General features: G+C 60.4%; 20 protein-coding genes. 3 read left to right on the top strand and 17 right to left on the bottom strand.

Annotated elements, in window-relative coordinates; all coding sequences use genetic code 11:
- Positions 1-510: 510 nt before the first annotated feature.
- Entirely contained in the window at positions 511-948 is a 438-nt protein-coding gene (locus AC05K6_RS09160; RefSeq protein WP_293791376.1) for a Fur family transcriptional regulator, read from the top strand.
- On the opposite strand, the gene AC05K6_RS09155 is transcribed toward AC05K6_RS09160, so the two are convergent.
- The 15 genes from AC05K6_RS09155 to AC05K6_RS09085 form a co-directional block, all read right to left on the bottom strand.
- Positions 945-2087 (bottom strand): VIT1/CCC1 transporter family protein, encoded by a 1143-nt coding sequence (locus AC05K6_RS09155; RefSeq protein WP_476728375.1) that lies wholly within the window; start codon positions 2085-2087, stop codon positions 945-947. The two genes, AC05K6_RS09160 and AC05K6_RS09155, sit on opposite strands and share 4 nt — an antisense overlap.
- A 5-nt stretch (positions 2088-2092) precedes the next feature.
- Entirely contained in the window at positions 2093-2851 is a 759-nt protein-coding gene (locus tag AC05K6_RS09150; RefSeq protein WP_476728374.1) for an isoprenyl transferase, read from the bottom strand.
- Positions 2852-2933: 82 nt separating this feature from the next.
- On the bottom strand, positions 2934-3683 hold the full coding sequence (gene recO / locus AC05K6_RS09145; protein ID WP_476728373.1) for a DNA repair protein RecO: 750 nt from the start codon (positions 3681-3683) through the stop codon (positions 2934-2936).
- A gap of 17 nt (positions 3684-3700) precedes the next feature.
- Positions 3701-4090 (bottom strand): DUF4282 domain-containing protein, encoded by a 390-nt coding sequence (locus AC05K6_RS09140; RefSeq protein WP_293791380.1) that lies wholly within the window; start codon positions 4088-4090, stop codon positions 3701-3703.
- A gap of 3 nt (positions 4091-4093) precedes the next feature.
- Positions 4094-4753, bottom strand: a complete 660-nt coding sequence (locus AC05K6_RS09135; RefSeq protein ID WP_293791381.1) for a DUF4282 domain-containing protein — start codon at positions 4751-4753, stop codon at positions 4094-4096.
- A gap of 171 nt (positions 4754-4924) precedes the next feature.
- The gene (gene era / locus AC05K6_RS09130) at positions 4925-5881 is read right to left on the bottom strand and encodes a GTPase Era (protein ID WP_476728378.1); all 957 of its coding nucleotides are present in this window, start codon (positions 5879-5881) and stop codon (positions 4925-4927) included.
- A gap of 64 nt (positions 5882-5945) precedes the next feature.
- Entirely contained in the window at positions 5946-7337 is a 1392-nt protein-coding gene (locus tag AC05K6_RS09125) for a hemolysin family protein (protein WP_476728372.1), read from the bottom strand.
- Positions 7338-7359: 22 nt separating this feature from the next.
- Positions 7360-7908: an rRNA maturation RNase YbeY gene (gene ybeY, locus AC05K6_RS09120; RefSeq protein WP_293791383.1), complete on the bottom strand. Its 549-nt coding sequence runs from the start codon at positions 7906-7908 to the stop codon at positions 7360-7362.
- A gap of 35 nt (positions 7909-7943) precedes the next feature.
- A complete protein-coding gene (locus AC05K6_RS09115; protein ID WP_448307284.1) occupies positions 7944-8939 on the bottom strand; it encodes a PhoH family protein in 996 nt (331 codons plus the stop codon).
- Between the two features lie 11 nt (positions 8940-8950).
- Positions 8951-9763 (bottom strand): 16S rRNA (uracil(1498)-N(3))-methyltransferase, encoded by an 813-nt coding sequence (locus AC05K6_RS09110; RefSeq protein ID WP_476728371.1) that lies wholly within the window; start codon positions 9761-9763, stop codon positions 8951-8953.
- Between the two features lie 3 nt (positions 9764-9766).
- Positions 9767-10909, bottom strand: a complete 1143-nt coding sequence (gene dnaJ / locus AC05K6_RS09105) for a molecular chaperone DnaJ (RefSeq protein WP_293791386.1) — start codon at positions 10907-10909, stop codon at positions 9767-9769.
- A 69-nt stretch (positions 10910-10978) separates the two neighbouring features.
- On the bottom strand, positions 10979-12004 hold the full coding sequence (gene hrcA / locus AC05K6_RS09100; RefSeq protein ID WP_476728370.1) for a heat-inducible transcriptional repressor HrcA: 1026 nt from the start codon (positions 12002-12004) through the stop codon (positions 10979-10981).
- Positions 12005-12037: 33 nt separating this feature from the next.
- Entirely contained in the window at positions 12038-13261 is a 1224-nt protein-coding gene (gene hemW / locus AC05K6_RS09095) for a radical SAM family heme chaperone HemW (protein ID WP_476728369.1), read from the bottom strand.
- 50 nt (positions 13262-13311) lie between these two features.
- Complete coding sequence (locus AC05K6_RS09090; RefSeq protein ID WP_448307290.1) at positions 13312-14118, bottom strand: hypothetical protein; 807 nt, start codon at positions 14116-14118, stop codon at positions 13312-13314.
- Between the two features lie 122 nt (positions 14119-14240).
- Positions 14241-16079, bottom strand: coding sequence for an AMP-dependent synthetase/ligase (locus tag AC05K6_RS09085; RefSeq protein ID WP_293791390.1), 1839 nt, complete (start codon positions 16077-16079; stop codon positions 14241-14243).
- Positions 16080-16402: 323 nt separating this feature from the next.
- On the opposite strand from AC05K6_RS09085, the gene AC05K6_RS09080 reads away from it, so the two are divergent.
- On the top strand, positions 16403-18571 hold the full coding sequence (locus AC05K6_RS09080) for a 4-alpha-glucanotransferase (RefSeq protein WP_448307293.1): 2169 nt from the start codon (positions 16403-16405) through the stop codon (positions 18569-18571).
- Between the two features lie 89 nt (positions 18572-18660).
- Here AC05K6_RS09080 and AC05K6_RS09075 read toward each other — a convergent pair whose 3' ends face one another.
- Both AC05K6_RS09075 and AC05K6_RS09070 read right to left on the bottom strand, forming a co-directional pair.
- The gene (locus AC05K6_RS09075; RefSeq protein WP_476728368.1) at positions 18661-18918 is read right to left on the bottom strand and encodes a hypothetical protein; all 258 of its coding nucleotides are present in this window, start codon (positions 18916-18918) and stop codon (positions 18661-18663) included.
- Between the two features lie 9 nt (positions 18919-18927).
- On the bottom strand, positions 18928-21108 hold the full coding sequence (locus AC05K6_RS09070; RefSeq protein WP_476728367.1) for a M3 family metallopeptidase: 2181 nt from the start codon (positions 21106-21108) through the stop codon (positions 18928-18930).
- Here AC05K6_RS09070 and AC05K6_RS09065 point away from each other — a divergent pair.
- A complete protein-coding gene (locus AC05K6_RS09065; RefSeq protein ID WP_476728366.1) occupies positions 21107-22534 on the top strand; it encodes a carboxylesterase family protein in 1428 nt (475 codons plus the stop codon). The two genes, AC05K6_RS09070 and AC05K6_RS09065, sit on opposite strands and share 2 nt — an antisense overlap.
- Positions 22535-22628 lie beyond the last annotated feature (94 nt).

The raw sequence follows: 22628 nt of genomic DNA, 5'->3' as shown, positions 1-22628 counted from the left end.
ATCGGTGCACCAGCAGAATACGACACCGCCATCGACACCAGCTACCAACACAACCTCGGCATCCAAAAAGGCTGGATCAAATAACCGCAACACGCCCGGAAAAGACACACTTTTCTTTACTTAACCCGTATTCGGGAGGTGTTTCAGAAAATAAAAAAGAACCCGCGGTTTAGGGGGGGTAATGACCGCGGGTTCCGGCCACGCTGTCCTCATAAAGAGAATGGGGCCTGGTTCCCATTAGCAGGGAGCTGCGAGGGGGGGGGATTACGCGCTCCCAAGGGAACTGCCTCAAATCTAGCCCTTGGGTTTACCGAAAGTCAAGCGTCTGAAAGACATTGCTTAGACATTATTTTAGGGCGCGTTTCCCCCTTTCCCATCAAATATACGCTCACACGAAAACCACTTATCGAAAACTTATTGAAAACTGCACTCAAAGTACCTAGTCTGGATAGATATCGCAGAGCAGTTCCCGTACCTAAAACTCACTCCCACCTAAGGAGCCAGCTCATCGTGAGCACGCCAGTGACCAATAAGCTTCCCAAAATCGGCCAGCGCAACACCCGCCAGCGACGGGCAGTCGCGGAGATCCTCGAAGGGCTCACAACCTTCAGCAGCGCCCAGGATATCCACCAAAAACTGGTCGACCAGGAACACAAAGTTGGTCTGACCACCGTCTACCGCACGCTGCAGCAAATGGCAGATGCGGGTGCCATCGACACATTGCACGATGATTCCGGTGAGACCCTATACCGCGCCTGCGCCACTGACGATCACCACCATCACCTGGTGTGCACCTCGTGCCGCCGCACCGTGGAAATCGACGGCGGTCCCGTCGAAGAGTGGGCTGCGGAAACCGCCAGGAAGTTCGGCTACGAAAAGTCCGGCCACACCGCTGAGATCTTCGGCCTGTGCGGCGACTGCCAGAAGAAAGCCGCCCAGAAGAACTAGACGTTAAAAAGCGAGCCGAGCAGGTAGGTCGCCCCGGCAGCGCCGAAACCGATCAGCAGCTGACGCAGCGCGCGCCGCCCCGGCTCCACGCCAGATAGCAAGCCCACCAAAGACCCTGTGAACATCAGGGCAAGCCCCACCACCACGCAAGCTACGATCGCCGCAGCCGAGCCAGACATGCCGAAGATATACGGCAGCACTGGGATCAAGGCGCCGACTGCGAAACACAGGAAGCTGGATATCGCGGCGGATAAGCCCGACCCGCCTTCCTCATGATCGCCGTACACGACGCTAACCTTCTCGGCGTCGAACGGCTGCTCACCGACTGGCTTATTCGTCTCCAAGATTGAATCAAAAACCCGGCGCGCACGGGTGGCGGCTTCTTCCTCACTCATGCCGCGCGCCCGGTATACCAGCGCCAGTTCGTTCTGGTTCACGTCCAAATTCGGCAGTGAACGGCTGGCATTGGGGTCCGGAGCATTGGCGCCCAGCAGCTCCTTTTGGGAAGTCACCGAAACGTACTCACCGGCTGCCATCGACAAGGCACCGGCCAACAGACCCGCGATACCTGTGACCAACACCAGGTGAGACGATCCACCTGTACCGACCATGCCCAGCACCAGGGCCAAGTTCGAGACCAGGCCGTCATTGGCACCAAAAATCGCCGCGCGGAAATCACCTGACATGCGGGCGCGACCGCGCGCCGCCAGGCCCCGGACGACCTCCGCGTGAATCGCTTCATCAGCAGCCAACTGGTCGGAAGCATCTTTATCGGACACGTACTCATTACGCTGTTCGGACGACTGCATCAGCGCCAACACGAACACAGAGCCGAAGCGCCTGGCCATCCACGCCTTCATGCGTGTATCCAAGCTGGCTTTACGCGGCAGCCCCACGTACTCGCCCAGGCGATTCTTCCAATATGCCTCGTGGCGGGCCTCTGCTTCTGCCAGGCCGAGCAGAATCTCGCGTTCCTCGCCGGTTCGTTTGCGCGCCAATTCGCGGTACACAGCACCCTCGGCGCGCTCGTTGGCTAGGTATTGCTGCCAGCGCGCGATCTGCCGCTTCGTCGGTTGCGGCTGCTCCGCCATACCTTCACCAGTACCGTTCGCATCACCAGTACCGTTCGCCTCGTTCATGGCGTTCACTTCACTCCCCCGAAGCGTCGGTCGCGCTTAGCGAACTCCAACACCGCCGCACGCAAATGGTTGGGCGTGTAATCGGGGAATAGCACATCCTGGTACACCATCTCTGCGTAGGTGGACTGCCAGGGTAGGAAGTTCGAGGTACGCATCTCCCCCGACGGGCGCAGGAACAGATCCACATCCGGCATGTCGGGTTCGTCCAGATACCGTGCGAATGTCTTCTCGTTAATCTGCCGGGGCTTTAGTTTCCCCGACTTCACGTCTTCGGCGATCAGCCGGGCGGCATCCGCAATCTCCGCACGGCCGCCGTAGTTCACGCACATGCCCAGGGTCATGGTCGTGTTATTCTTCGTCAGCTCCTCAGCCTGTTCCAACTCCGAAATCACCGTGCGCCACAGGCGCGGGCGTCGCCCCGCCCAGCGAATCCGCACGCCCAGGCTGTTGAGGTAGTCACGCTGCCTCCGCAGCACATCACGGTTGAACCCCATCAAGAAACGAACCTCATCGGCCGACCGGCGCCAGTTCTCCGTAGAGAAAGCATAGGCAGACAAATAGTCCACACCCAGCTCAATGCATTCCTCCACCAGAGACATTAAAACGCCTTCGCCTCGACGATGCCCCTCGGTGCGGGGCATGCCGCGCTCCTGTGCCCAGCGCCCATTGCCGTCCATCACCAATGCGATGTGCTTCGGGCGGAGCTCCTGTGGAATCTCGGAGCGATCGACATGCGGATACTCGGTGCTACTCACCTGTACCATTTTGCCACACAGCTTTCCCCTGCCCTAGCCCCGCAAATCCAATGCGAGCCCCACCCTAGCCGCCCATCTGAGGCGAGCGTTTCTATAGCGCTGCAAATGCCGGGCAGCTGACCTCGAGTTGTTGGCGGACATGAGCCAGCAGCAAACGATGCGATTGTGCGGCGATGTCCTGCGCCTGCTGGTTGCGGATTTCTTGGGCTGCTTGGTCGTGACGCCCCTTTTTCAGTAGCCACAGCAGGTGTACCGCCGCCGAGGGAGGCGTGAACGCGCCTGGAGGTCTGCAGGTCACGCACACCGCGCCCCCTGCCGCGGGGTGGAATGCCCGGTGGGGTCCACGCTTCTCGCACTGCGCACAGTCGACCAAGCTGGGTTCCCAACCGGCGATCTCAAGCCCGTGCAAAACGAACTCGTCGGCTACGCAAATTGGAGGTAGATCGGAGGTGGTGAGCTGCTGGAGTGCGGCGTCCAAAAGCACAAAGATCGAGTCTGACGAAGAGGGTTCAGCGGAGAAGACCTGAGCCATCTCCAGCATCGCCGCGCCCGCGTAAAAGCGATCAACATCTGCGACGATCGGCGAAGCATAGGTGGCGACGGTCTCGGCGTCGGTGATGTTTGCCAGCGTGCGCCCGGGGTAAATTTGCACATCAACGCGGGAAAAGCGATCCAGCCGGGCACCGAAACGGGAGCGAGTTTTACGGATTCCCTTCGCTACAGCGCGTACCAGGCCGTGTTCCTTTGTCAGCAGAACGAGGATCAGGTCGGCCTCACCCAATTTGTATGTGCGAAGCACAAAGGCCTCGTCCCGAAAGCTGGGACGAGACCTTCTACTCATAAAGAGCAAGTATAGCGTTAGGCCGGCAGACCCCGCTGCTTGATGCGACCCCAAGCGGCAGCCGTGTTGACCAGTGCGACGACAATCTCCAGCGTCATGCGGATAACCGCAAGGTTGATAACCGCTTGGACGAAAATGATTGCGGTTCTGACGAGATTCTGAACTACGAGAAGCCCGCCGGAATTCTCGGAATCCGTGTCGCCATTCGTGCCAGTATCCTCAAAGTTCATTTCCTGCCCCGCAGTCGAGGAGGGGACAATGTCTGTCCACGTGGTCAGCAGTGCCAACACCACCCACAATACGACAATGACGATTGCGATGATGTACAGAACTCGCATGAACGACTTGGATGCGTATTTAGTAAACCCCAGGTCGAAGAGTGCGGAAAAGAAGGATTCGTTCTTCATCTGCTAGCTCCCGATGGTGGAGTTACGCGCCTGCCGCTCGTCGATGGACTGCACCGACTGTGCAGTACGGATGATGGAAACGGCGACCTCCAGTCCGACGCGGTAGAACGCCAGCCAGGCAATGGCACCAAGGATAACCAGCGGCAGTGCAATGATCACGAGGAGGATCGACGAGGAATCCTGGGCCATAGCGGCCAGGAGACCAATGATGGCCAGCACCACGAACAGGCCGACGACGATCATCAGCAGGGTGTACAGCACCTTCACGACGGATGGGGTGACATAGCGAGTAAAGCTGAAATCAAATAGTGCGGAGAAGAATCCGTCCTTGTCGGCACCTGTCGAGTTCGCGATGGTCTGGTTCGGGTAAGCGGCCCAGTTATTAGCATTCGAGTCCTGGCCGAATCCACCCTGCGGATTCTGCTGACCGTACTGGTCATAGGCGCCCGGTGCGCTCTGCTCGTAGGAACCCTGTGGATATGCCTGGGTGGAATCCTGCCCAAATGGCTGGCCGTAGTCCTGGCCGTAGCTCTGGCCACCCTGGCCAAGATCCTGAGTCTGGTCTTGTCCAGCCGCATTGTAGCCAGCGCCGTTGTTTGCGGCACCGTCCGCGGAGTGCTTGCCGGAGCCTTCAGAGCCGTAGGGGTTAGACGGAGTCGTCACGAGTAGCCTTTCCTCTTAGCGCGCGAGCTGTCTTGGGTAATAGCTCGCAGCGCAAGTCATTCGAAATAGTTTTAAGTCGAGCCCAAAAAATAGATTTCAGCGCTCGAGGCTTTCACGCTATCGCAATTTTGCTTCTACCGCTGAGGAACAAGTTGAGGATCAAGCGGGACGCTAGAAACCCATCCGCCCCAGTTGCTTCGGGTCAGACTGCCAGTTCTTCGCAACCTTGATATGCACGTCCAAGTAGATGTTCTGGTCCAGCATCTTCACGATCTCCAGTCGTGAACGGTGGACGATGCGAGACAGGCGCCGCCCGTCCTTGCCACGCAGGATCGACTTCTGCCCCTCGCGCTCCACGTAGATCACAGCGTGCACATCCAGCACACCTTCACGCTGGGGATTAGGCACGACCTCCTCAATCTGCACCGCCACGGAGTGCGGCAATTCGTCGTGTAACCCTTCCAACGCCGCCTCGCGGATCAGCTCCGCCATGCGAGTATCCCGGTCATCGTCGGTCACGTGATCGTCCGGGTAGAACTTCGGCCCCTCGGGGAGCTTGTCACGCAGCACATCGAGAAGCACGTCTAGCTGCACCTGCTTGGTGGAGGAAACCGGCACTACGTCCGCCCCATCCAAAAGCTCGTGCAATGCCAACAGTTGGGCACCGACCTGATCCTTGGAGACCTTGTCCAGCTTGGTGACCACACCGATCAGCGAGGTTTTCGGCGCGACATTGCGTACGGCGTCCACAATCCAGCGATCCCCGGGGCCGATCTTCTCGTCCGCGGGTACGCACATCGCAATCACATCGACATCCGAGTACGTCTCCTTAACCACCTCATTCAACCGCTCACCAAGCAGCGTGCGCGGACGGTGCAAACCGGGGGTATCCACCAGGATGATCTGTGCGTCGTCGCGGTGCACAATGCCACGGATGGGGTGGCGGGTGGTCTCCGGTTGGTTCGCAGTGATGGCGATCTTCTCCCCCACCAGCGCATTTGTCAGTGTGGACTTGCCAGTGTTCGGGCGGCCTACAAAGCTCACAAACCCGGAGCGGAAGCCCTCCGGCGCGCGGTATTCCTCCGGTACCTGCATCTCCTCCGGCGCCACGCCAGCGCCTTCCGGCATGCCCGCAGCCGGGTCGAAGGGGTCTTCGGGGATATAAGGATCGTTCATGGTCATCAAGTATCCCTTATCCCTGGTCTTTATCGCTAACGCTGTCGTCATGGGACGCGTTGAGGTGCGACGCCGCCACAGCCATTCCCTCCCCAGCTTCACCAACGCGGCCCTCCGCTCCATCCGGCTGTTCGCGGTAAACCACTGCAGAGCGGATCTTCACACGTCCTCGGCGATTGCGCCCACCCTCATAACGGAAATGCAAACCCGCGGTGGAAATTTCCGCCCCAGGAATCGGCACCCTGCCCAGCTCAAATGCGCCGAGTCCATAGACCGTTTCCACTTCCCCGTGCTGTTCCTCGCTGAACTCCACATCCTCGAAGAGTTCCTCCAGCTCCTCTAAGGAAAGGCGCGCCTGTACCCGGTAGCTGCCGTCCTCCAACGGTTCGATGGGAGCTTGCTCCGTCAGGTCGTACTCGTCGGTGATTTCGCCGACGATCTCTTCCAAAATGTCCTCAATAGAGATCAACCCGGCTACCGCACCGTACTCGTCGATCAGCATGGCGATATGCACCTGATCGCGCTGCATGTCCTCCAGCAGATCATCCAACTTCTTGGAATCGGGCACGAATACTGCCGGTCGCATGCAGTCCTTCACTAGCTTGGAATTACCGCCATCGGACATGTGATAGGTCTCTGCGATGAGGTCTTTGAGGTAAATGACGCCCACAATGTCATCCACGTCCTCGCCCACCACCGGCAGACGGGAAAGCCCGGTGCGCACGCACAAACTAGTGGCCTGGCCAGCCGTTTTATCCGCTTCGATCCAGACCATCTCCGGTCGCGGCACCATCACGGAACGCGCCGAAGTGTCGGCGAGATCAAAGACGGATTGGATCATGCGCCGTTCGTCGAGCTCCACCACGCCGCGTTCCGACGCAATGTCCACCATCTCGCGCAGCTCGATTTCCGAGACGAAGGGGCCATCGCGGAAGCCCCGACCGGGCGTCAGCACATTACCGGTCCGCACCAACAGCTTGGCGATGGGCCCCAGCAGCTTGGATACGCCCAACAAGATCGGAGCGGTGGCCAGGCTGATGGTGTACGGGTTCTGACGGCCAAGGGTGCGGGAAAGCACGCCGATCAGGATGAATGTCAGCAACGTGACAATCAGAATGGCCGTGGCGAAAGCCCAGTTGCGCGATCCCATGAGCGTCACACACGCCGAGGCTGCCAGCACCGCACCAGAAACCTCACAGATGGTGCGCAACAGTACGAGCAGGTTGATATGCCCGGCACGCCCCTCCAACACTCGCTCCAGCCTGGGCGCCCCCGCGCGATCCTCCTTCACCAGGTTTTCCACCCGTGCGGGGGAAATAGAAGAAACAGCGGTTTCCACCAGCGACAGCACACCGCCGAGGAAAAGCGCGAGGATTGCGAAGGGGATGGATAAGGGGATGTCGATCATCACTAAGAGTTTCTAGAACTTCCTATTTCTGTGTATCGTCGCGGTCCGCTGCGCTGGGGAACGCCCCAGCACCCGTCGGTTTCGGAGCGAAATGCACCCCGCGTTCTTCCTGGGAGTCGTACCAATTCGCCAGAATCTCGTTCTGCAGCGCGAACATTTTCTGTTCCTCGTCGGGAGTGACGTGGTCGAAGCCCAGCAGGTGCAGCACACCGTGGACGGTGAGGAGGTCCAGCTCGTGGGCCAAGGAGTGACCCGCGCGGGTGGCTTGTCCCTCAGCGAAGTCGGGGCACAGCATGATGTCCCCCAGCATCGCCGGGGAGGGTTCCGCGGCATCTTTGCGACCCCAACCTGGCGTCAATTCGTCCATAGGAAAGCTCATCACATCGGTAGGACCGGGCAGGTCCATCCAACGGACGTGCAGATCCTCGATGGTTTCAAGATCAACTATGTGGATGGATAGCTCGGCAGCTGGGTGGACGTCGAGAGTCCACAGTGCGTAGCGAGCAACGTCAATCAGCTCTTCCTCGTTGACCTCGCCCCGGCCGGATTCATTAAAAACTTCGATGCTCATGGATGCTTGCCTCTCGGTGCTTGTGTGTCCCGCTGCTAGATTTCATTTTCCATCTCGTAGGTGCCGTAAGCCTCCACGATCTTGGAAACCAACCGGTGGCGCACCACGTCGTCGGAATCCAGGTTAATGATCGATACGCCATCCACCCCGGTGAGCACCTGGCGGGCAACCTTCAAACCAGACTCCTGGCGATTCGGCAGATCCACCTGGCTGAGGTCGCCGGTGATAACCATCTTGGAGCCAAAGCCCAAGCGGGTGAGAAACATTTTCATCTGCGCCGGGGTGGTGTTCTGAGCTTCGTCCAAGACCACGAAGGAATCATTGAGGGTGCGACCACGCATGTAGGCCAGTGGTGCCACCTCAATCACGCCTGTTTCCATCAACCGCGGGATCGTCTCGGGATCCACCATCTCCCGCAGAGCATCGTGCAGTGGGCGCAAGTATGGGTCGATTTTGTCGCTCAGCGTACCGGGCAGAAAACCTAGCTTCTCCCCTGCCTCCACGGCCGGGCGGGTCAAGATAATGCGATTAACGTCCTTGGCCTGCAGGGCCTGCACCGCCTTGGCCATCGCCAGATACGTCTTACCGGTACCGGCCGGGCCGATGCCGAAAACGATGGAGTCCTCATCAATGGCTTCCACATACTCCCGCTGTCCGGGAGTTTTCGGGCGCACCGCCTTGCCACGGTAGGAGACAATGGGAGCCATGTCACCGCTGGAAACCAGCGCCGGAGCCTGTTTTTCCACCAGCGTGATCGCGCGCTTGGTGGCCGCAGGATCCACAACGTGGCCGCGTTCCACCAGGTTGATCATCTCCTGCAGCACTCGGCGGGCTTGGGAGACCTCGGAGGCCTCGCCCCGGATGGTCACGCGATTGCCGCGGGTGAGGATGTCTGCTTCAAAGGCGTGCTCCAGCACCCGCAGATTCTCATCTGCCGGGCCAGCGACGCCTACGACAGAATCCGGGTCTAGCTCCACTGTGGAGCTGGCTACGCGGGGGCGTGGCGACCTCACGGAGTTTGTAGGAGTCATGTGTATAGATCCTACCGCCAACGCTCAGTGACAGCGCCGATGGCGCCCAGGGCTACTGCTGCGGCTGTTGCGGTGCGCAGAACCTCTGGACCCAGGCGAACCGGCACCGCACCCAAGTCTGCAAACTCTTTAAGCTCCTCCGGGCTAATACCACCTTCCGGACCGACAACCAGAGCCAGCTCTGTTACTGAGCCGGTCTCTGTGATTCCAATTCCAGCGGCGCCGGTTTCAGCCATCGCTGCCTGCACCACAGCTGGCAGCGGTTCGGTGGCCTCTTCATGCAGCACCAACACCCGCGTCGTGGCTGCAGAATCCACGGCAGAGTCGACGGCAGACTCAGTCAGTCCCAGCAGTTGTGCCAGCTCCTGCGGGCTGCGCACCAGGCCGGTGACCTCTGGAATCTGCAAGCGACGGGACTGCTTCGCCGCTGCGCGCGCTGCATTCTCCCACTTTGCGTGCGCCTTGGCCTCCTTGCCGTCCCACTTGGCAATCGCCCGCCGGGCTGCCCACGGCACAATTCGATCCGCGCCCGCCTGCACCATCAAATCCACCGCCAACTCCGCCCGGTCGGATTTGGGAATTGCCTGCACCACCGTCACCCGCGGGTGTGGGGCGGGAAGGTCGAGAATGCCGGTGACCTCCACGGTGGCGTCACCAAGAAAAGAACCCTGAACTGCACGGGTGGTGCCATCGGTGACGACCAACCCCTCGCCCACCTCCAGGCGTTTAACGGAGGCGTGCTTTGCCTCCGCACCAGTCAGGCGAAAGCGATCGCCCGTGGCGACGGGCTCCGGGGTGGGGTGGATAAACACCGGGTCCGTCATGGGTTAGCGGCCAAACTTCGAGCGCAGGCGGGAGAAGAACCCGCTGTCTGATGCGTCCTTGGTGGTCACACCGGCGTGCTGGTTGCTCGCTTCGCGCAGCTTTTCCAGCAGGTCGCGCTGCTTGTGGTTCAGGTCGGTGGGGATCATGACCTCCACGTGGGCGATCAGCGACCCGTGGCCCTCGCGGCGCAGGTGGGGCATGCCCTTGTCCGATAGGCGGATGGTGGCATCCGGTTGGGTGCCGGCTGCGATATCAACGGTGGTAATGGAGTCATCCAGCAGCTTGACCTCTACCGACGTACCCAGTGCAGCTTCCACAGCTGGCACCTGCAGGTTGACGTGCAGGTCATCGGACTCGCGGATGAAGTACGGGTGCTCAGAAGTGTGCACCTCCACGTAGAGATCGCCAGCAGGGCCGCCGCCCGGTCCTACTTCGCCCTTGCCGCTCATGCGAAGGCGCATGCCGTCGGAAATACCAGCGGGAATGGAAACCTTGAGGGTCTGGCGGTCGCGCACGCGGCCGTCCCCCGCACAGTTTTCGCACGGATCCTTGATGATTTCGCCTGTGCCGGCGCAACGGTGGCACGCGCGACGAACCTGCACGCGCCCCAGCATAGAGTTCTGTAGTTCCATCACCTCGCCTGCGCCCTGGCAGGTGGGGCAAGTCACCGGCGCGGACTTGGAGGCCGAACCAGTGCCATCGCAGACATCGCACAGCACAGCGGTCTCCACAGTGATGTCGCGATCAATGCCAGAGTAGATTTCCTCCAACGTGGCCTCGATACGCACCAAAGCGTCGTTGCCGCGGCGTACGCGGGACTCGCGTGGCCCGCGCTGGCCACCCCCGCCGAAGAATGCGTCGAAGATGTCCCCCAGGCCACCGCCCCCGAAACCGCCGAATCCGCCGGCACCTGGCTGGCCAAAGCCTTGCTCCTCCGGGTCACCGCCCGCATCCACGATCTGACGCTTCTGCGGGTCCGTCAATACCTCCTGGGCAAGGGAGATCTCACGGAACTTCTCCGCGGCCTCCTCCGAAGGGTTAACGTCCGGGTGGTACTTGCGCGCCAGGCGACGGTACGCCTTTTTAATTTCGGCGTCCGTAGCGTCGCGATCCACACCGAGGATTCCGTAATAATCTCGAGCCACGTTGAGCGGGTCCTTTTCGCGTGTTTACTGAGTCTTTTGTTCTAAACCAACTGCACCAGTCTACTATTCCTACTCCTCGCTCAAAATCCGCGAGACGTAGTGCGCCACTGCTGTCACCGAGGAAATCGTGCCCGAGTAGTCCAAATGTGTCGGCCCCACCACGCCCATGCCACCGAGCACCGCGTTGGCGTTGCCATACCCGGCGGAAATGACCGAAGCGCCACGCAGTTCTTCATCTTCGTTTTCCTCACCGATACTCACCTGAACCTGGAGGTCGCGCACACTGTTCAGCAGTTTAAGCACCACGACCTGCTCCTCCAGAGCCTCCACCACGGGGCTCAGTTCGGACGTGCGCATAAGGTTCGGGGTACCCGCCAAAATCAGGCGGTCGTTCGGACGCTCCAGCAGCGTCTCCACCAGCACGGTCGTCACCACGAGCGCCACGTCCCGCAGCTCTTCCGGCATACTGTTGCCCTTGGCTTCGCTGGCTAGGGCGGCAATGTTTGTGCATGCATCGTCGAGGGTGCGCCCCACCATCGCGGAGTTCACCAGATCGCGTAAGCGTGGCAGGTCGTCATCGCTTATCGGTTGGCCCAGGTCGACATTGCGCTGATCCACGCGGCCCGTGTCGGTAATCAGCACCAGCAGAATGCGGTGGCTACCCAATTTCACCAACTCGCAGTGCTTTACCCGCCCGCGCCGTAGATCCGGCATCTGCACCACCGCCACCTGGCGGGTGAGCTGCGAAAGTAGCTGCACACTGCGGCGCAGCACATCCTCCAGGTCCACACCGTGTTCCAAGAAATCCAGGATGGCACGCCTCTCGGGCGTGCTCAACGGCTTGACCTCATGGATGCCGTCGACGAAACGACGGTACCCCTTCACAGTGGGGATGCGCCCGGAGGAGGCATGCTGTTGCGTGATATACCCCTCAGCTTCCAGCACCGCCATATCGTTGCGGATCGTGGCGGAGGAAACCCCCAACTGGTGCCTATCCACCAGCATCTTCGAACCCACCGGCTCGTGCGAGGCGATGAAGTCGCTAACAATCGCCCGCAGCACCTGGTTTCTTCTGTGTTCCGTTCCGCTGGACATGTTCTTCACCCCTTCTGTGAGCTTGTGTGGCGTTTATAGCCCGAGCGCCAGCACGATATCCGTGACGATTCCATCGGCTAGGTAGCGCCCTTTATCCGTCAATATTAGGCGCTCACCGCGTTTATCTAGCAGGCCCAGGCCCGTATAGCGCTCGATTACCTGTTCCAGCTCGGCGTTTCCCTGGCTCCCCGCCAGTTCGGTCAGCGCCAGTCCCTCGGCCAGGCGGAGCCGCAGCATCACCTGTTCGGTACGCAGATCTGCGTTGCTTAGGCGCTCGGTGGTCACTACCGACCCGGGCACGGGCAGGCCGTCCTTTGTTGTTGACGCCCCCTCGTTCTCAGCCAGCAACCCTTCCCAATAGGTCGCCGGACGTTTCGCATTCACTAGCCTCACCAAGCCAGATTCGCTGTGCTTCTCCCCGCGCAGCTGCACACATCCGTGGGCGCCGGGGCCTGCACCCCACCACTGTCCGGAACGCCAATAGATCAGGTTGTGCTGGCACTCCCCGCCTGGCTTCGCCCAGTTCGAAACCTCGTACCAGGAAAAGCCGGCCTGCCGCAGACGGGAATCGATGGCGTCATAACGATCCGCAAGGGTGTCCTCGCCCGGGGCGGGCAACTCACCACGGCGCACCTTCCGGGCCATGGCCGTGCCGTCTTCGACAATGAGGGAATAGGCGGAAACGTGGTCAACATCAGCCTCCAGCACCGCGTCGAGGGTACGGCTTAAGTCCTCATCCGTCTCCGTGGGAGTGCCATAGATAACGTCCAGGTTGATGTGCTCAAAGCCCGCCTGTTTAGCCTCCCGTGTGGCCACAATAGGCCGCCCTGGGGTGTGTTGGCGTTCCAGCACTTTCAGTACATGTCCTACGGCGGACTGCATGCCTAAGGAAATGCGGTTGAAGCCAGCCTCCCGCAGCTGCACGAAGAACTCCGGACTGGTGGATTCCGGGTTGGCTTCTGTAGTGACCTCAGCATCCGCCGCCAATCCGATCGTGCGACGAGCCGCGTCCAGTGCGCGGGTCAGACCCTCGTGCCCCAGCATGGATGGCGTGCCACCACCGAAGAATACGGTCTGTACCTCGCCGGGATAATCCCACACTTCAGCGGCGATCTCTAGCTCGCGTTCCAACGCATTCAAATAGCCGGGGATGGTATTGCCATCAGCCGCGCCGAGTTCCTGTGGCGTGTAGGTATTGAAGTCGCAGTAGCCACAGCGGGTGGAGCAAAAAGGAACGTGAATATAAAGGCCGTGCATGTTGTGCGAGTCTACTTGGCTCGCACCAGTGGTCACGTGGTCAGGTAAAACTACACAGCAGTGCCGCGCTTGCGGCGCTGTAGACGGCCAACGATCTCCTCGATTCGCGCGCGTTCTTCCAAAAACTCCGGCGGAGCTTCACCGCGCATCCCCGCAGCCAACTCCGGTTGGCGAGCAATCACTTCACGCCACTTGGCTGCCAGTTCGATCGTGCGCTGTTCCGCCTTTACATACACCTGAGGAAGCAAAACGGACTGCGATTCCAAAGCACACTGGGTCTGGTTGATCACCCACTCTTCCACCTCACGCAGATCCGCGCGGATGTGCTCGGCTCGTTCGCGCAGCCACATGCGCCAGGAAGCGGTAGAGGCCATCGTCGCTGGAGCCTGGTCGGCAGATACCTCGGCATCCTCCGTCCCAAAGGAACGTTGCGCGGCACTGGAGTGGGAGGCGGCGGAGGTGGTGGCGTCATCAAAAGAACGACGAGCCGACGCAGCAGACGTACCGGGCTTTTTGTGCATGAAGCTCAGCGTGCGCCCGGGGTGCGGATAGTCTCCACTAGTAGTGCTGGCGAGGGTACGCGGGGTGCGGGAGCGCGTGATGCCCGACATGCTGCCCGCCCGCACGCCAGAGACGAAAGCCTGACGCAGACCGTTGAGTTCGGAGAGACCAGGGCGGACTTCGGCGCGCCCTTCCGCGACGATCTCTTCCAATTCAAGGAGACAATCCTCGACCAGGTCGGCATCCCAATCGGCTATGGCCTGGGAGACATGGTTGATGTGGTCGGCGATCTCGTCACCGATGTCATAGATATTTTGGGTGAGCTCGCGAACGCGCAGGGCAGCATCGTAGTGCACGCGTTCTCCTCTCCCCGAGCCCGTCAAAGCCCATGTTTCGGTTAATACCGCAGACAACTTTAAAACACGAACACCGACCGCGCGCGGAGGCGTGGCCGGTGTCTTAGGGCGGATTTCTTAACTTATTTTGAGTTGTAGATCCATGCGATATCGTCGGCGAAGTTCTTGGCAACTACGAAACGCTTTAGCTTCAGCGACGGGGTCACTTCGTCCTTGTCCTCGGTGAAGTCACGGTGGACGATGCGGAACTTCTTAATGCCTTCTGCGTGGGAGACGGTGGAGTTAGCCTCGTTGATCGCGTCCTGGATTTCGGAGCGCAGGACCGGGTTCTTTGCCAGCTCGCGGATTGAAACGTTTTCGGCAATGCCGTTGTTTTCCTTCCACTTCTTGACGGCTTCCTCGTCCAAGGAAATCAAGGCGCCAACGAACTTCTGGTCGTCGCCGACAACCATGGCCTGGGAGATCAGCGGAGCGGAGCGCAGGATATCCTCCATCGGGCCGGGCGAGACATTCTTGCCGCCGGCGGTGACGATGATCTCCTTCTTGCGACCCGTGATCTTTAGGTGGCCGGTGGGCAGCAGCTTGCCGAGGTCACCGGTGCGGTAGAAGCCATCCTCGTCGAAGGACTCGGCGGTGGCCTCCTCGTTTTCCCAGTAACCGGCGAAGACCATGTCACCCTTCAGCAAAACCTCGCCATCCTCGGCAATCTTCACTGTGATGCCACCGAGCGGGCGGCCGACGGTGCCGATGATGTTGTCCGGGGCGAAGTTGGTGCAGGCAGCGGCAGTGCACTCGGTCAGGCCGTAGCCCTCGTAAACGTTCAGGCCTACGCCACGGAAGAAGTGCATGAGTTCCGGGTTGAGCGCAGAACCGCCGGAAATGGCGTAGTCCAGCTCGCCGCCCATGGCCTCGCGAACCTTGGAGTAGACCAGCTTGTCGCCAATTGCGCGGTTGATCTTCTGCTTTAGCGTCGGCCCCTCGTCGGTGTCGAGAGCATGCGAGTAGTCGACTGCGGCGCGTTCTGCGAAGTTGAAGATCTTGGCCTTGACGCCACCACCTTCAGTGGCCTTGGACTTCACTCCCGCGTGCACCTTTTCAAAGATGCGCGGCACAGAGCAGATCAGGTTCGGCTTGGTGCGCTGGAACTCCGCAACGAGGGTGCTCATGTCGCTCCAGTGCGTCTGGGTTGCCCCGCCGACGGTGGCAGCGTGTGCCATAGCGCGAGAGAACACGTGAGCCAGCGGCAGGAAGGTCAGCTTGCGGTAACCGAATGCGGCGGCACGACCCACCGGGTGGGTCAGGATAGCGCGGGCTTCTGCCAGCCAATTGTGGTGGGTCAGCTTGCAGCCTTTTGGGCGACCCGTGGTGCCGGAGGTGTAAACGATGGAGGCGACATCCGAATCGCGAGTGTTGGCAATGCGCTCCTCCAACACGTCCTGTTGGATGCCGGCTTCCTTACCGTCGTTCACGAGGATGTCGATGGCACCGCTGTTGATCTCCAGCACGCGGTTAAGGTGCGCGGAGGTATCGCCTTCTGGACGGTCGCCATCCTTGACGAAAGTGGACAGGCGAGTGAAGTGGCCGGACTTTTCTGCAATGGCGAACTTGGCGCCGGAGTTCCCTACAATCCACTCACACTGGGAGGTGGAAGACGAGGGGTAGATCGGCACGGTGATCGCACCGGCGGCCCAGATGGCGTAGTCCAAAACGGTCCACTCATAGCGGGTGTCGGACATGATGACCACGCGATCGCCAACTTCTACGCCGTTGGCAACCAGACCCTTGGCTACGGAGTAAACATCATCCAGGAAGTCGGCAACGGTAACGTCTACCCATTCGAAGTTCAGCGGACGCTTGAAGAGCACCCCATCTGGGGACTGTGTTCCAAGATCACGCACTGCCGAGAGGCAGGTCTCGTGCTCGTCGATCGTATATAGGGCCTCAGAGGTGTACTCCGTCATGCTGCTCCCTTTGCTCATATCCTGACAGTTGCCTGACCTGGGTTTTTACGCGAAACGCGGGCATAATCTCGAGGTGGAGAACCCACGCGCTCTACGTGATTAATACTTCTACAACCATATATGAGTGGTGTGTATCACGCTGAACCTTTATAAAAATACCCCGTCACACTACAGGCACAACGACGGGTTTACCTACAGGCGCAGTTAGGGGCGCATATAAGCGAACGCGCTTGTTTCCCCTTTAGTGCCTCCAGTTGGTGCCTCCAGGTGCCTCTAGGTGTTCTTACGAAAAAGAGTGGAAGAAGCGCCTCTTACCCTGCACAATGGCAGATGTGACTAGCTCTGTGGAACCCGGCGGAACAAACGCCTCCGACGTCAATGCAATTCTCAACGAATTGGCCGCCGAATGCGGCGTAGCCACCTGGTACATCGGCCAAAACGGCCAGCGAGTGGAGGTGGCGAGCAGCACGGTTCTCTTCGCTCTGCGCGAATTAGGTCTGAATCTGCCCGAGAATGCCTCGGATCTCACCGAAAGTGCAGTTCAAGCCGCCACTGAGGATCTACTGCGCTCCCGCTATAGCCGCATGATCGCCCCCACCATCACCGCCATTGCAGACCGGCCCCGCACCCTACATGTCCACTGCATCGACGGCGAATCCCTACAGGTTCAAATCCACACCGAAGAGGGCGAGAGCATTGACCTCGAACAGCTCAACGAGTGGGTAGATCCCATCACAGTGGGCAGTGAGGCCAACCCGACAACTTTCGGCACCGCCACCTTCCAGATGCCTGCCCTCCCCGCAGGCTGGCACGAAATCACCGCCCAGGCTGAATCCACTCAGGCACGCTCCACCTTGCTGGTTTCGCCTCAATCCCTGGAACTGCCTGACGCGCCGCGAACAGGTGTCATGGCACAGCTATATTCTCTGCGCGACAAGGATGCGTGGGGCGTCGGCGACTACGGCACTCTGGAAGCTTTGGGGGAATCCCTGCAGAAACTCGGCGGAGCGGACTTTGTGCTGGTGAACCCCATGCACGCGGCGGAGGCTGCTCCCCCGGTGGAGGATTCCCCCTACCTGCCTACCACTCGCCGCTACACCAACCCGATCTACATCCGGGTAGAAAACACGCCGGAGTACGCTGCACACCCCGAGCTGCACGCAACAATTGCGGAGCTTGCCGCCCCGCTGAAGAAGCGCAACCACTCCGCTGATCTATTGGAGCGAGACCCCGTAGTGGCGTCCAAAATCAAGGCCCTGCACCTGCTGTACACCGCAGGCATCGGCGACGACCGTGCTGAACAACTACGCAGCTTCATCGAACGAGAAGGTGAAGGAATAGTCGGCTTTGCGAACTGGTGCGAGCGCGCCGCTAATGATCCAGCCCTAACCAGCGAGTTCTTCGCCTGGATGCAGATGCTTTGCCAGGAGCAGGAGCTGCACGCGCAAAATGCCCTCACCGAAAATATGAGCATTGGCCTGATGGCCGATCTGGCCGTGGGCGTGCACCCCGGTGGCGCGGACGCTCAGATTCTGGCGGACGTGCTGGCGCCGGGCGCTAGCGTGGGTGCGCCGCCGGATGGCTACAACCAACAAGGCCAGGACTGGTCCCAGCCACCGTGGCATCCGTGGAAGCTGGCGGAGGAAGGCTACCGCCCCTGGCGCGACATGCTGCGCACCATCCTGCGCACTGCCGGCGGTATCCGCATCGACCACGTTCTGGGGCTTTTCCGCCTGTGGTGGATCCCACGGATGGAATCGCCCACCCTGGGTACCTACGTCACCTACGACCATGAGGCGCTGGTCGGAGCGCTGGTTTTGGAAGCCCACCGCGCCGGTGCTGTAGTCGTGGGTGAGGATCTGGGAACTTTTGAGCCATGGGTACAGGACTACCTGGCCAGCCGTGGCGTGATGGGCACTTCGATCGTGTGGTTTGAAGGCGACGCCAACGGGGCGAAGTCACCAGACGCTTACCGCCGTACCTGCCTGACCTCCGTGACTACACACGACCTGCCGCCCACCGCCAGCTATCTGCGCGGCGGACACATCGACCTGCGCGAGGAATTAGGTGTGCTAACCCGCAGCTCGGACGACGAGTTTGCGGAGGATGCGGCATGGCAGGTCGACGTACTGGGTACCATCGCCCGCCACGGTGCCTTCCATGGCATGGAGTGCGAGGAGTACTTCCTGAACGAGCTGCGCCAGGAGTTGGACGATCCCCGGCACGGTCGGGAACGCCGCCCGGATGTGTCCTATATCCTGCGCGCCATGCACCGCTATATTGCACAGACGCCTTCGCTGTTGCGTTACGCGGCCTTGGTGGACTTGGTCGGCGATGTGCGTGCACAAAACCAGCCGGGCACTACGCAGGATCTTTACCCGAATTGGCGTGTGCCGCTGTGTGATGGGCAGGGCAATCCGGTGCTGGTGGAGGATCTGGCGGACATGCCGCTGGCGCGCGAGGTACTGGCCGCTACGCGCGGTGAAGACTAAAAGAAGCTGGTTGCTAGCCAGGCTACGAGCAGTAGAACCAGCAGCAATGCCAGAGCCTGGCGCACCTTGGAGTGGTGTTTCATAGCTGGTTAATCCTCCTGCCTGCGAGTGTGTTCTTCGTCTGTCGTGCTACCTGCCTCGGTCGGCAGTGGCGCGCTACTGCGGCTTGCCCACAATTCGCGGGGGGAAAGCGCACCGTGCACGCGATCTTCCTCCGCGTTGGAGGGGAAAATCCGCAGCGCAATCATCTGCCATATTAAGGCCAGCACCGCGCAAACAACGAATAGCGCCAGGAAAACCAGCGGTGTTTGGATCCATACCGGCGCGTTGATCAGCCATTCCATCATTTGTGACGCCTACCCCTGGCTCAGTCCGCGGCGCTGCAGAAGCGGCTGCACACTTCGCTGCTGGCCACGGAACATCCAGAATGCATCCTCGAAGTCGATGCTGGCACCGCGCGAAAGAATGATGCGACGGAAGCGTTCGCCCGCGAAGCGGACATCGTCTGCATCGAGGTCGGTGGTGGTGTCGGCATCCCCAGCGCCGTGATCCCCAGCGTTGGACTCCCCGACCGCGGCGCCGGTGTCGATGAACGCTTGGAAACCATCCGCGTCCAGCACCTCAGCCCAGAGGTAGCTCCAATAGTCTGCCGAGTAGCCACCAGCGAAAATGTGGTTGAAGTAGGTGGAACGATAGCGCGGGGCAAGGGCTCCGTTGACATCCACCCCAGCATTTTCCAACGCTTCGGCCTCGAAGGATTCAACCTGTGCAGATGCATCATCGGTGGCGGCAAGCTTTTCCGCCTCCGCTGCGGAGAGCTTGTGCCAAGCCAGATCCAGCCAGCAGGCAGCCAGGAACTCGGTCGTGGCCATGCCCTGCCCCCACTTGGCCTGTGCGCGGATGGCAGCGACGAACTCGTCGCTGATGACCTCCCCGGTGTCCACGTGGCGGGCGTAGTTGCGCAGCACGGCAGGCTCCAGAGCCCAGTTCTCGTTGATCTGGCTGGGAAATTCCACAAAGTCGCGGGGCACGTTCGTGCCAGAGAGGGTGGGGTAACGCACGTCGGACAGCAACCCGTGCAGGGCGTGGCCGAACTCGTGGAACACGGTTTGCACCTCGTCCAGAGTCAGCAGTGCTTGCTCGCCTTCGGCGGGCTCGGCAATGTTCATAACATTGACCACCACCGGAGCCTGGCCAAGCAGGTTGGACTGCTCAACAAAAGAGTTCATCCACGCGCCGCCGCGTTTCGTGGGACGGGCGTACATGTCAGTGAGCAACAAGCCGATGCCAACAGGCGCGTCTGTGTCCGTTGTGTCTTCTGTGCCCTCTGTAACCTCCCACACCTGCACACCCGGCGCGTAACCGGCCAGGTCGGGGCGTTCGCGCACGTCGATGCCGTAGAGACGCTTGGCTGCGAAGAAGGCCCCGTCCACCAGCACCTGCTCCAGCGGGAAGTATTTCTTCAGCTCCGCTTCGTCCACGGCGAGTTCCTCGGCGCGCAGCTTGGCATCCCAATACGGCCAGTCGGCTCCGCCGAGCCCCGTTGTGTTCGCGCTGTGTGCCGCGCCTTCCGCTTCGCTGATGGCCATGGTGTCTACAGCCATCTTGTCTGCGGCTCGCTTGAACTCACCCTGAGCATTCGCCACAGCAGCGGGCGTCACTTGGTTGAGCAACTCCTCGACCGCGGCCAGGCTTCCTGCGGTTTCTGCTGCGGCGACGAACTCTGCGTGGTTGGCGAACCCCAATAGTTCGGCACGCTGGGCGCGCAGGCGAACAATCTGCAGTAGCGTCTCTTCGTTACCGCCACCGGCTGCGCGATTCAGTGATGCTTCGTGCACCTTTGCGCGCGCTGCTGGGTTATCGAGAGATTCCAGCACTGGCTGGACACTCGGCAGCCCCAGGCGAATTAGCCAGCCCTCTTCCCCGCGTTCGGCAGCAGCCTTGGCAAAGTACTCCTTATCCGCCGCGCTGAGTCCCGCAACTTCGGCCTCATCTGTCAGCAGCACCGCCGCTGACTCAGTGGCGGTCTGGAGCTGCGCGCCAAAGGAAGTGGTCAGCTCGGCCAGCTTTGTATCAATGTCCCGCAGAGTTGCGCGCTGTTCGTCGTCTAGTTCTGCGCCGCCGCGGATAAAGCGCTTTTTCAACTCGCGCAGCAGAGCCTCTTCTTCGCTACCTTCTGGCTGCGTCGGCAAAGCGCACATACGCTCCCATAGCTTCCGGTTCAGCCAGATTTCGCTGAAGTGCCGTGCCAACTCGGGGCTTATCGTCGCTTCGATCTCGCGCACTTCGTCGGTGGCATTCGTACCAGCGTAGTTAAATGCGATGGCCAGCACGCGCTGCAGCATCTGACCAGATGCCTCCCATGCCTCCGCGGTGTTTTCCCACGTGGGTTCCTCGGGGTTATCCGCTATAGCTGCGATTTCCGCCGCATGGTCGTCCAGCGCGGTTCGGAAGGCAGGCACCAGCTCGGCGAGGTTGATGGCTGCAAAGTCCGGCAATTCATATGGCAGTTCGGAAGCGTTTTGGAGGTAATCCATGGTCTCCCACTCTAACCTGGAGGCCATGGATTACGTTGATGTGGCCATCAATCAAGGCACCGTGCGCGGCTATGCCATTGACTCCGGGGTCGGTTCCGTCTTGCGCTTCCAAGCCATCCCCTATGCAGCAAGCGATCGTTTCGCCCCACCGGGTACTGCCCCTTCTTTTTCTTTTTTAGACGCCCATTCCTCCACCACCTCAACCCGCCAATCCCTATCTATCTCCTGTCCGGCTAGCGCCCCTGGTTCCACCGCGAACATGCCCGTCATCGTGTTTATCCACGGTGGTCGCTATGAGCAAGGGCACGCTGATGACCCGTGGTACCAGGGAATTCGCTTTGCCGAGGATGGTTGTGTTTTCGTCAGCGTGAACTACCGCTACCGGCTGGAGGGCTTTTTGCCACTACTGGACGAGGATCACCCGGCCGACGTGGATGGTTTTGCGGACCCGAATACCGAACCGGAGTACTACCGCGGGGCAGAGGACATCGTCGCCGCCTTGCAGTGGGTGCGTAGCAACATCTCTGCATTCGGGGGTGATCCAAATCAAGTGACCTTGATGGGACAGTCCGCCGGCGGAGCACTGGCAGCGTGGACCTTATGCAACTCCCGCACGACCAACCTAGTGCATCGAGCCGTGATCCTAAGCCCAGGCTTTCCACGGGTAGGTTGGCCACGCCGCGAACATGTGGCGCGAGCGGTTCTCGGGGGCCCGCTGACCAGGAAACACCTCGGCGGGCTTTCCTCTGCCCAATTGCAGCGTGCATACCGTAGATATGCCCGGATCTACGGCACGGACTGCGCTGTGGGACCATACCCCTTCCGCCCCGAGGCGATGCGCGATATCCCCCTTTTGATCGGCACCTTGCGCGAGGAGTTTGTGCAAATGCCCACTGCCCGTACGGTCGACAGAAGGTTGCGTTCCAAGAACCCGCTGGTGCGGCAAGCTGCCAAGCTCGTGGCTCTTTATTTTGAGCGAGCGTTGCAGGCACGGGCGCGATGGGCGTCACCGCATCCGATGGGCATGGCCATCGGGGATTCGATGATTAAGCGCTGGGCCGTAGCGATCATGGAGGCGAAGCGCGACACGACCTGGGCCTATGAGTTTCACGGGAGCCAATCGGCATGGCATTGCGCGGATCTGCCTTTGGTTTTTGACGCCCTCAACGTCTCCCCGAAAGCCGTGAAGCATTTCTGCGGCGAATCCGCGCCCGAGCGCTTGCAACCGCTGGCAACGGAGTTTCACGGGATCGTCGCGCGCTTCGCCCGCGGAGAGGATCCGGAGTGGGAGACCTATGGGAAGAAGCGAAACGTGCGGCGCTTCGATACGGATGCGTCTGCTCGCGGTGAGGTGACCTGTGAGGTAGCCGAAGATGCTTACCGGGATATCCGTGAGGATTATCCGGAGCTCTACCCGAACAATTAGCTAGCAAAACAAGAACCATACTAGACAGCTCGGTCTAGAGTGCTAGGGTGGATAGCCATGAACGCTTCCTCCTCAAACACCGATCCCCAGAATG

This window comes from Corynebacterium sp. TUM25020 (assembly GCF_056388495.1).
Note: the sequence above shows the minus strand (reverse complement) of the source record. Positions and strands in the feature narration are given on the sequence as shown.

Bases quoted from the DNA above. Each gene is read 5' to 3' on its own strand.
- AC05K6_RS09155 (WP_476728375.1), bottom strand. From the start codon at position 2,087: ATGAACGAGGCGAACGGTACTGGTGATGCGAACGGTACTGGTGAAGGT.
- AC05K6_RS09150 (WP_476728374.1), bottom strand. From the start codon at position 2,851: ATGGTACAGGTGAGTAGCACCGAGTATCCGCATGTCGATCGCTCCGAG.
- recO (WP_476728373.1), bottom strand. From the start codon at position 3,683: ATGAGTAGAAGGTCTCGTCCCAGCTTTCGGGACGAGGCCTTTGTGCTT.
- AC05K6_RS09140 (WP_293791380.1), bottom strand. From the start codon at position 4,090: ATGAAGAACGAATCCTTCTTTTCCGCACTCTTCGACCTGGGGTTTACT.
- era (WP_476728378.1), bottom strand. From the start codon at position 5,881: ATGCCGGAAGGCGCTGGCGTGGCGCCGGAGGAGATGCAGGTACCGGAG.
- AC05K6_RS09125 (WP_476728372.1), bottom strand. From the start codon at position 7,337: ATGATCGACATCCCCTTATCCATCCCCTTCGCAATCCTCGCGCTTTTC.
- ybeY (WP_293791383.1), bottom strand. From the start codon at position 7,908: ATGAGCATCGAAGTTTTTAATGAATCCGGCCGGGGCGAGGTCAACGAG.
- AC05K6_RS09115 (WP_448307284.1), bottom strand. From the start codon at position 8,939: ATGACTCCTACAAACTCCGTGAGGTCGCCACGCCCCCGCGTAGCCAGC.
- AC05K6_RS09110 (WP_476728371.1), bottom strand. From the start codon at position 9,763: ATGACGGACCCGGTGTTTATCCACCCCACCCCGGAGCCCGTCGCCACG.
- hrcA (WP_476728370.1), bottom strand. From the start codon at position 12,004: ATGTCCAGCGGAACGGAACACAGAAGAAACCAGGTGCTGCGGGCGATT.
- hemW (WP_476728369.1), bottom strand. From the start codon at position 13,261: ATGCACGGCCTTTATATTCACGTTCCTTTTTGCTCCACCCGCTGTGGC.
- AC05K6_RS09085 (WP_293791390.1), bottom strand. From the start codon at position 16,079: ATGACGGAGTACACCTCTGAGGCCCTATATACGATCGACGAGCACGAG.
- AC05K6_RS09080 (WP_448307293.1), top strand. From the start codon at position 16,403: ATGGCAGATGTGACTAGCTCTGTGGAACCCGGCGGAACAAACGCCTCC.
- AC05K6_RS09075 (WP_476728368.1), bottom strand. From the start codon at position 18,918: ATGATGGAATGGCTGATCAACGCGCCGGTATGGATCCAAACACCGCTG.
- AC05K6_RS09065 (WP_476728366.1), top strand. From the start codon at position 21,107: ATGGTCTCCCACTCTAACCTGGAGGCCATGGATTACGTTGATGTGGCC.
- AC05K6_RS09070 (WP_476728367.1), bottom strand. From the start codon at position 21,108: ATGGATTACCTCCAAAACGCTTCCGAACTGCCATATGAATTGCCGGAC.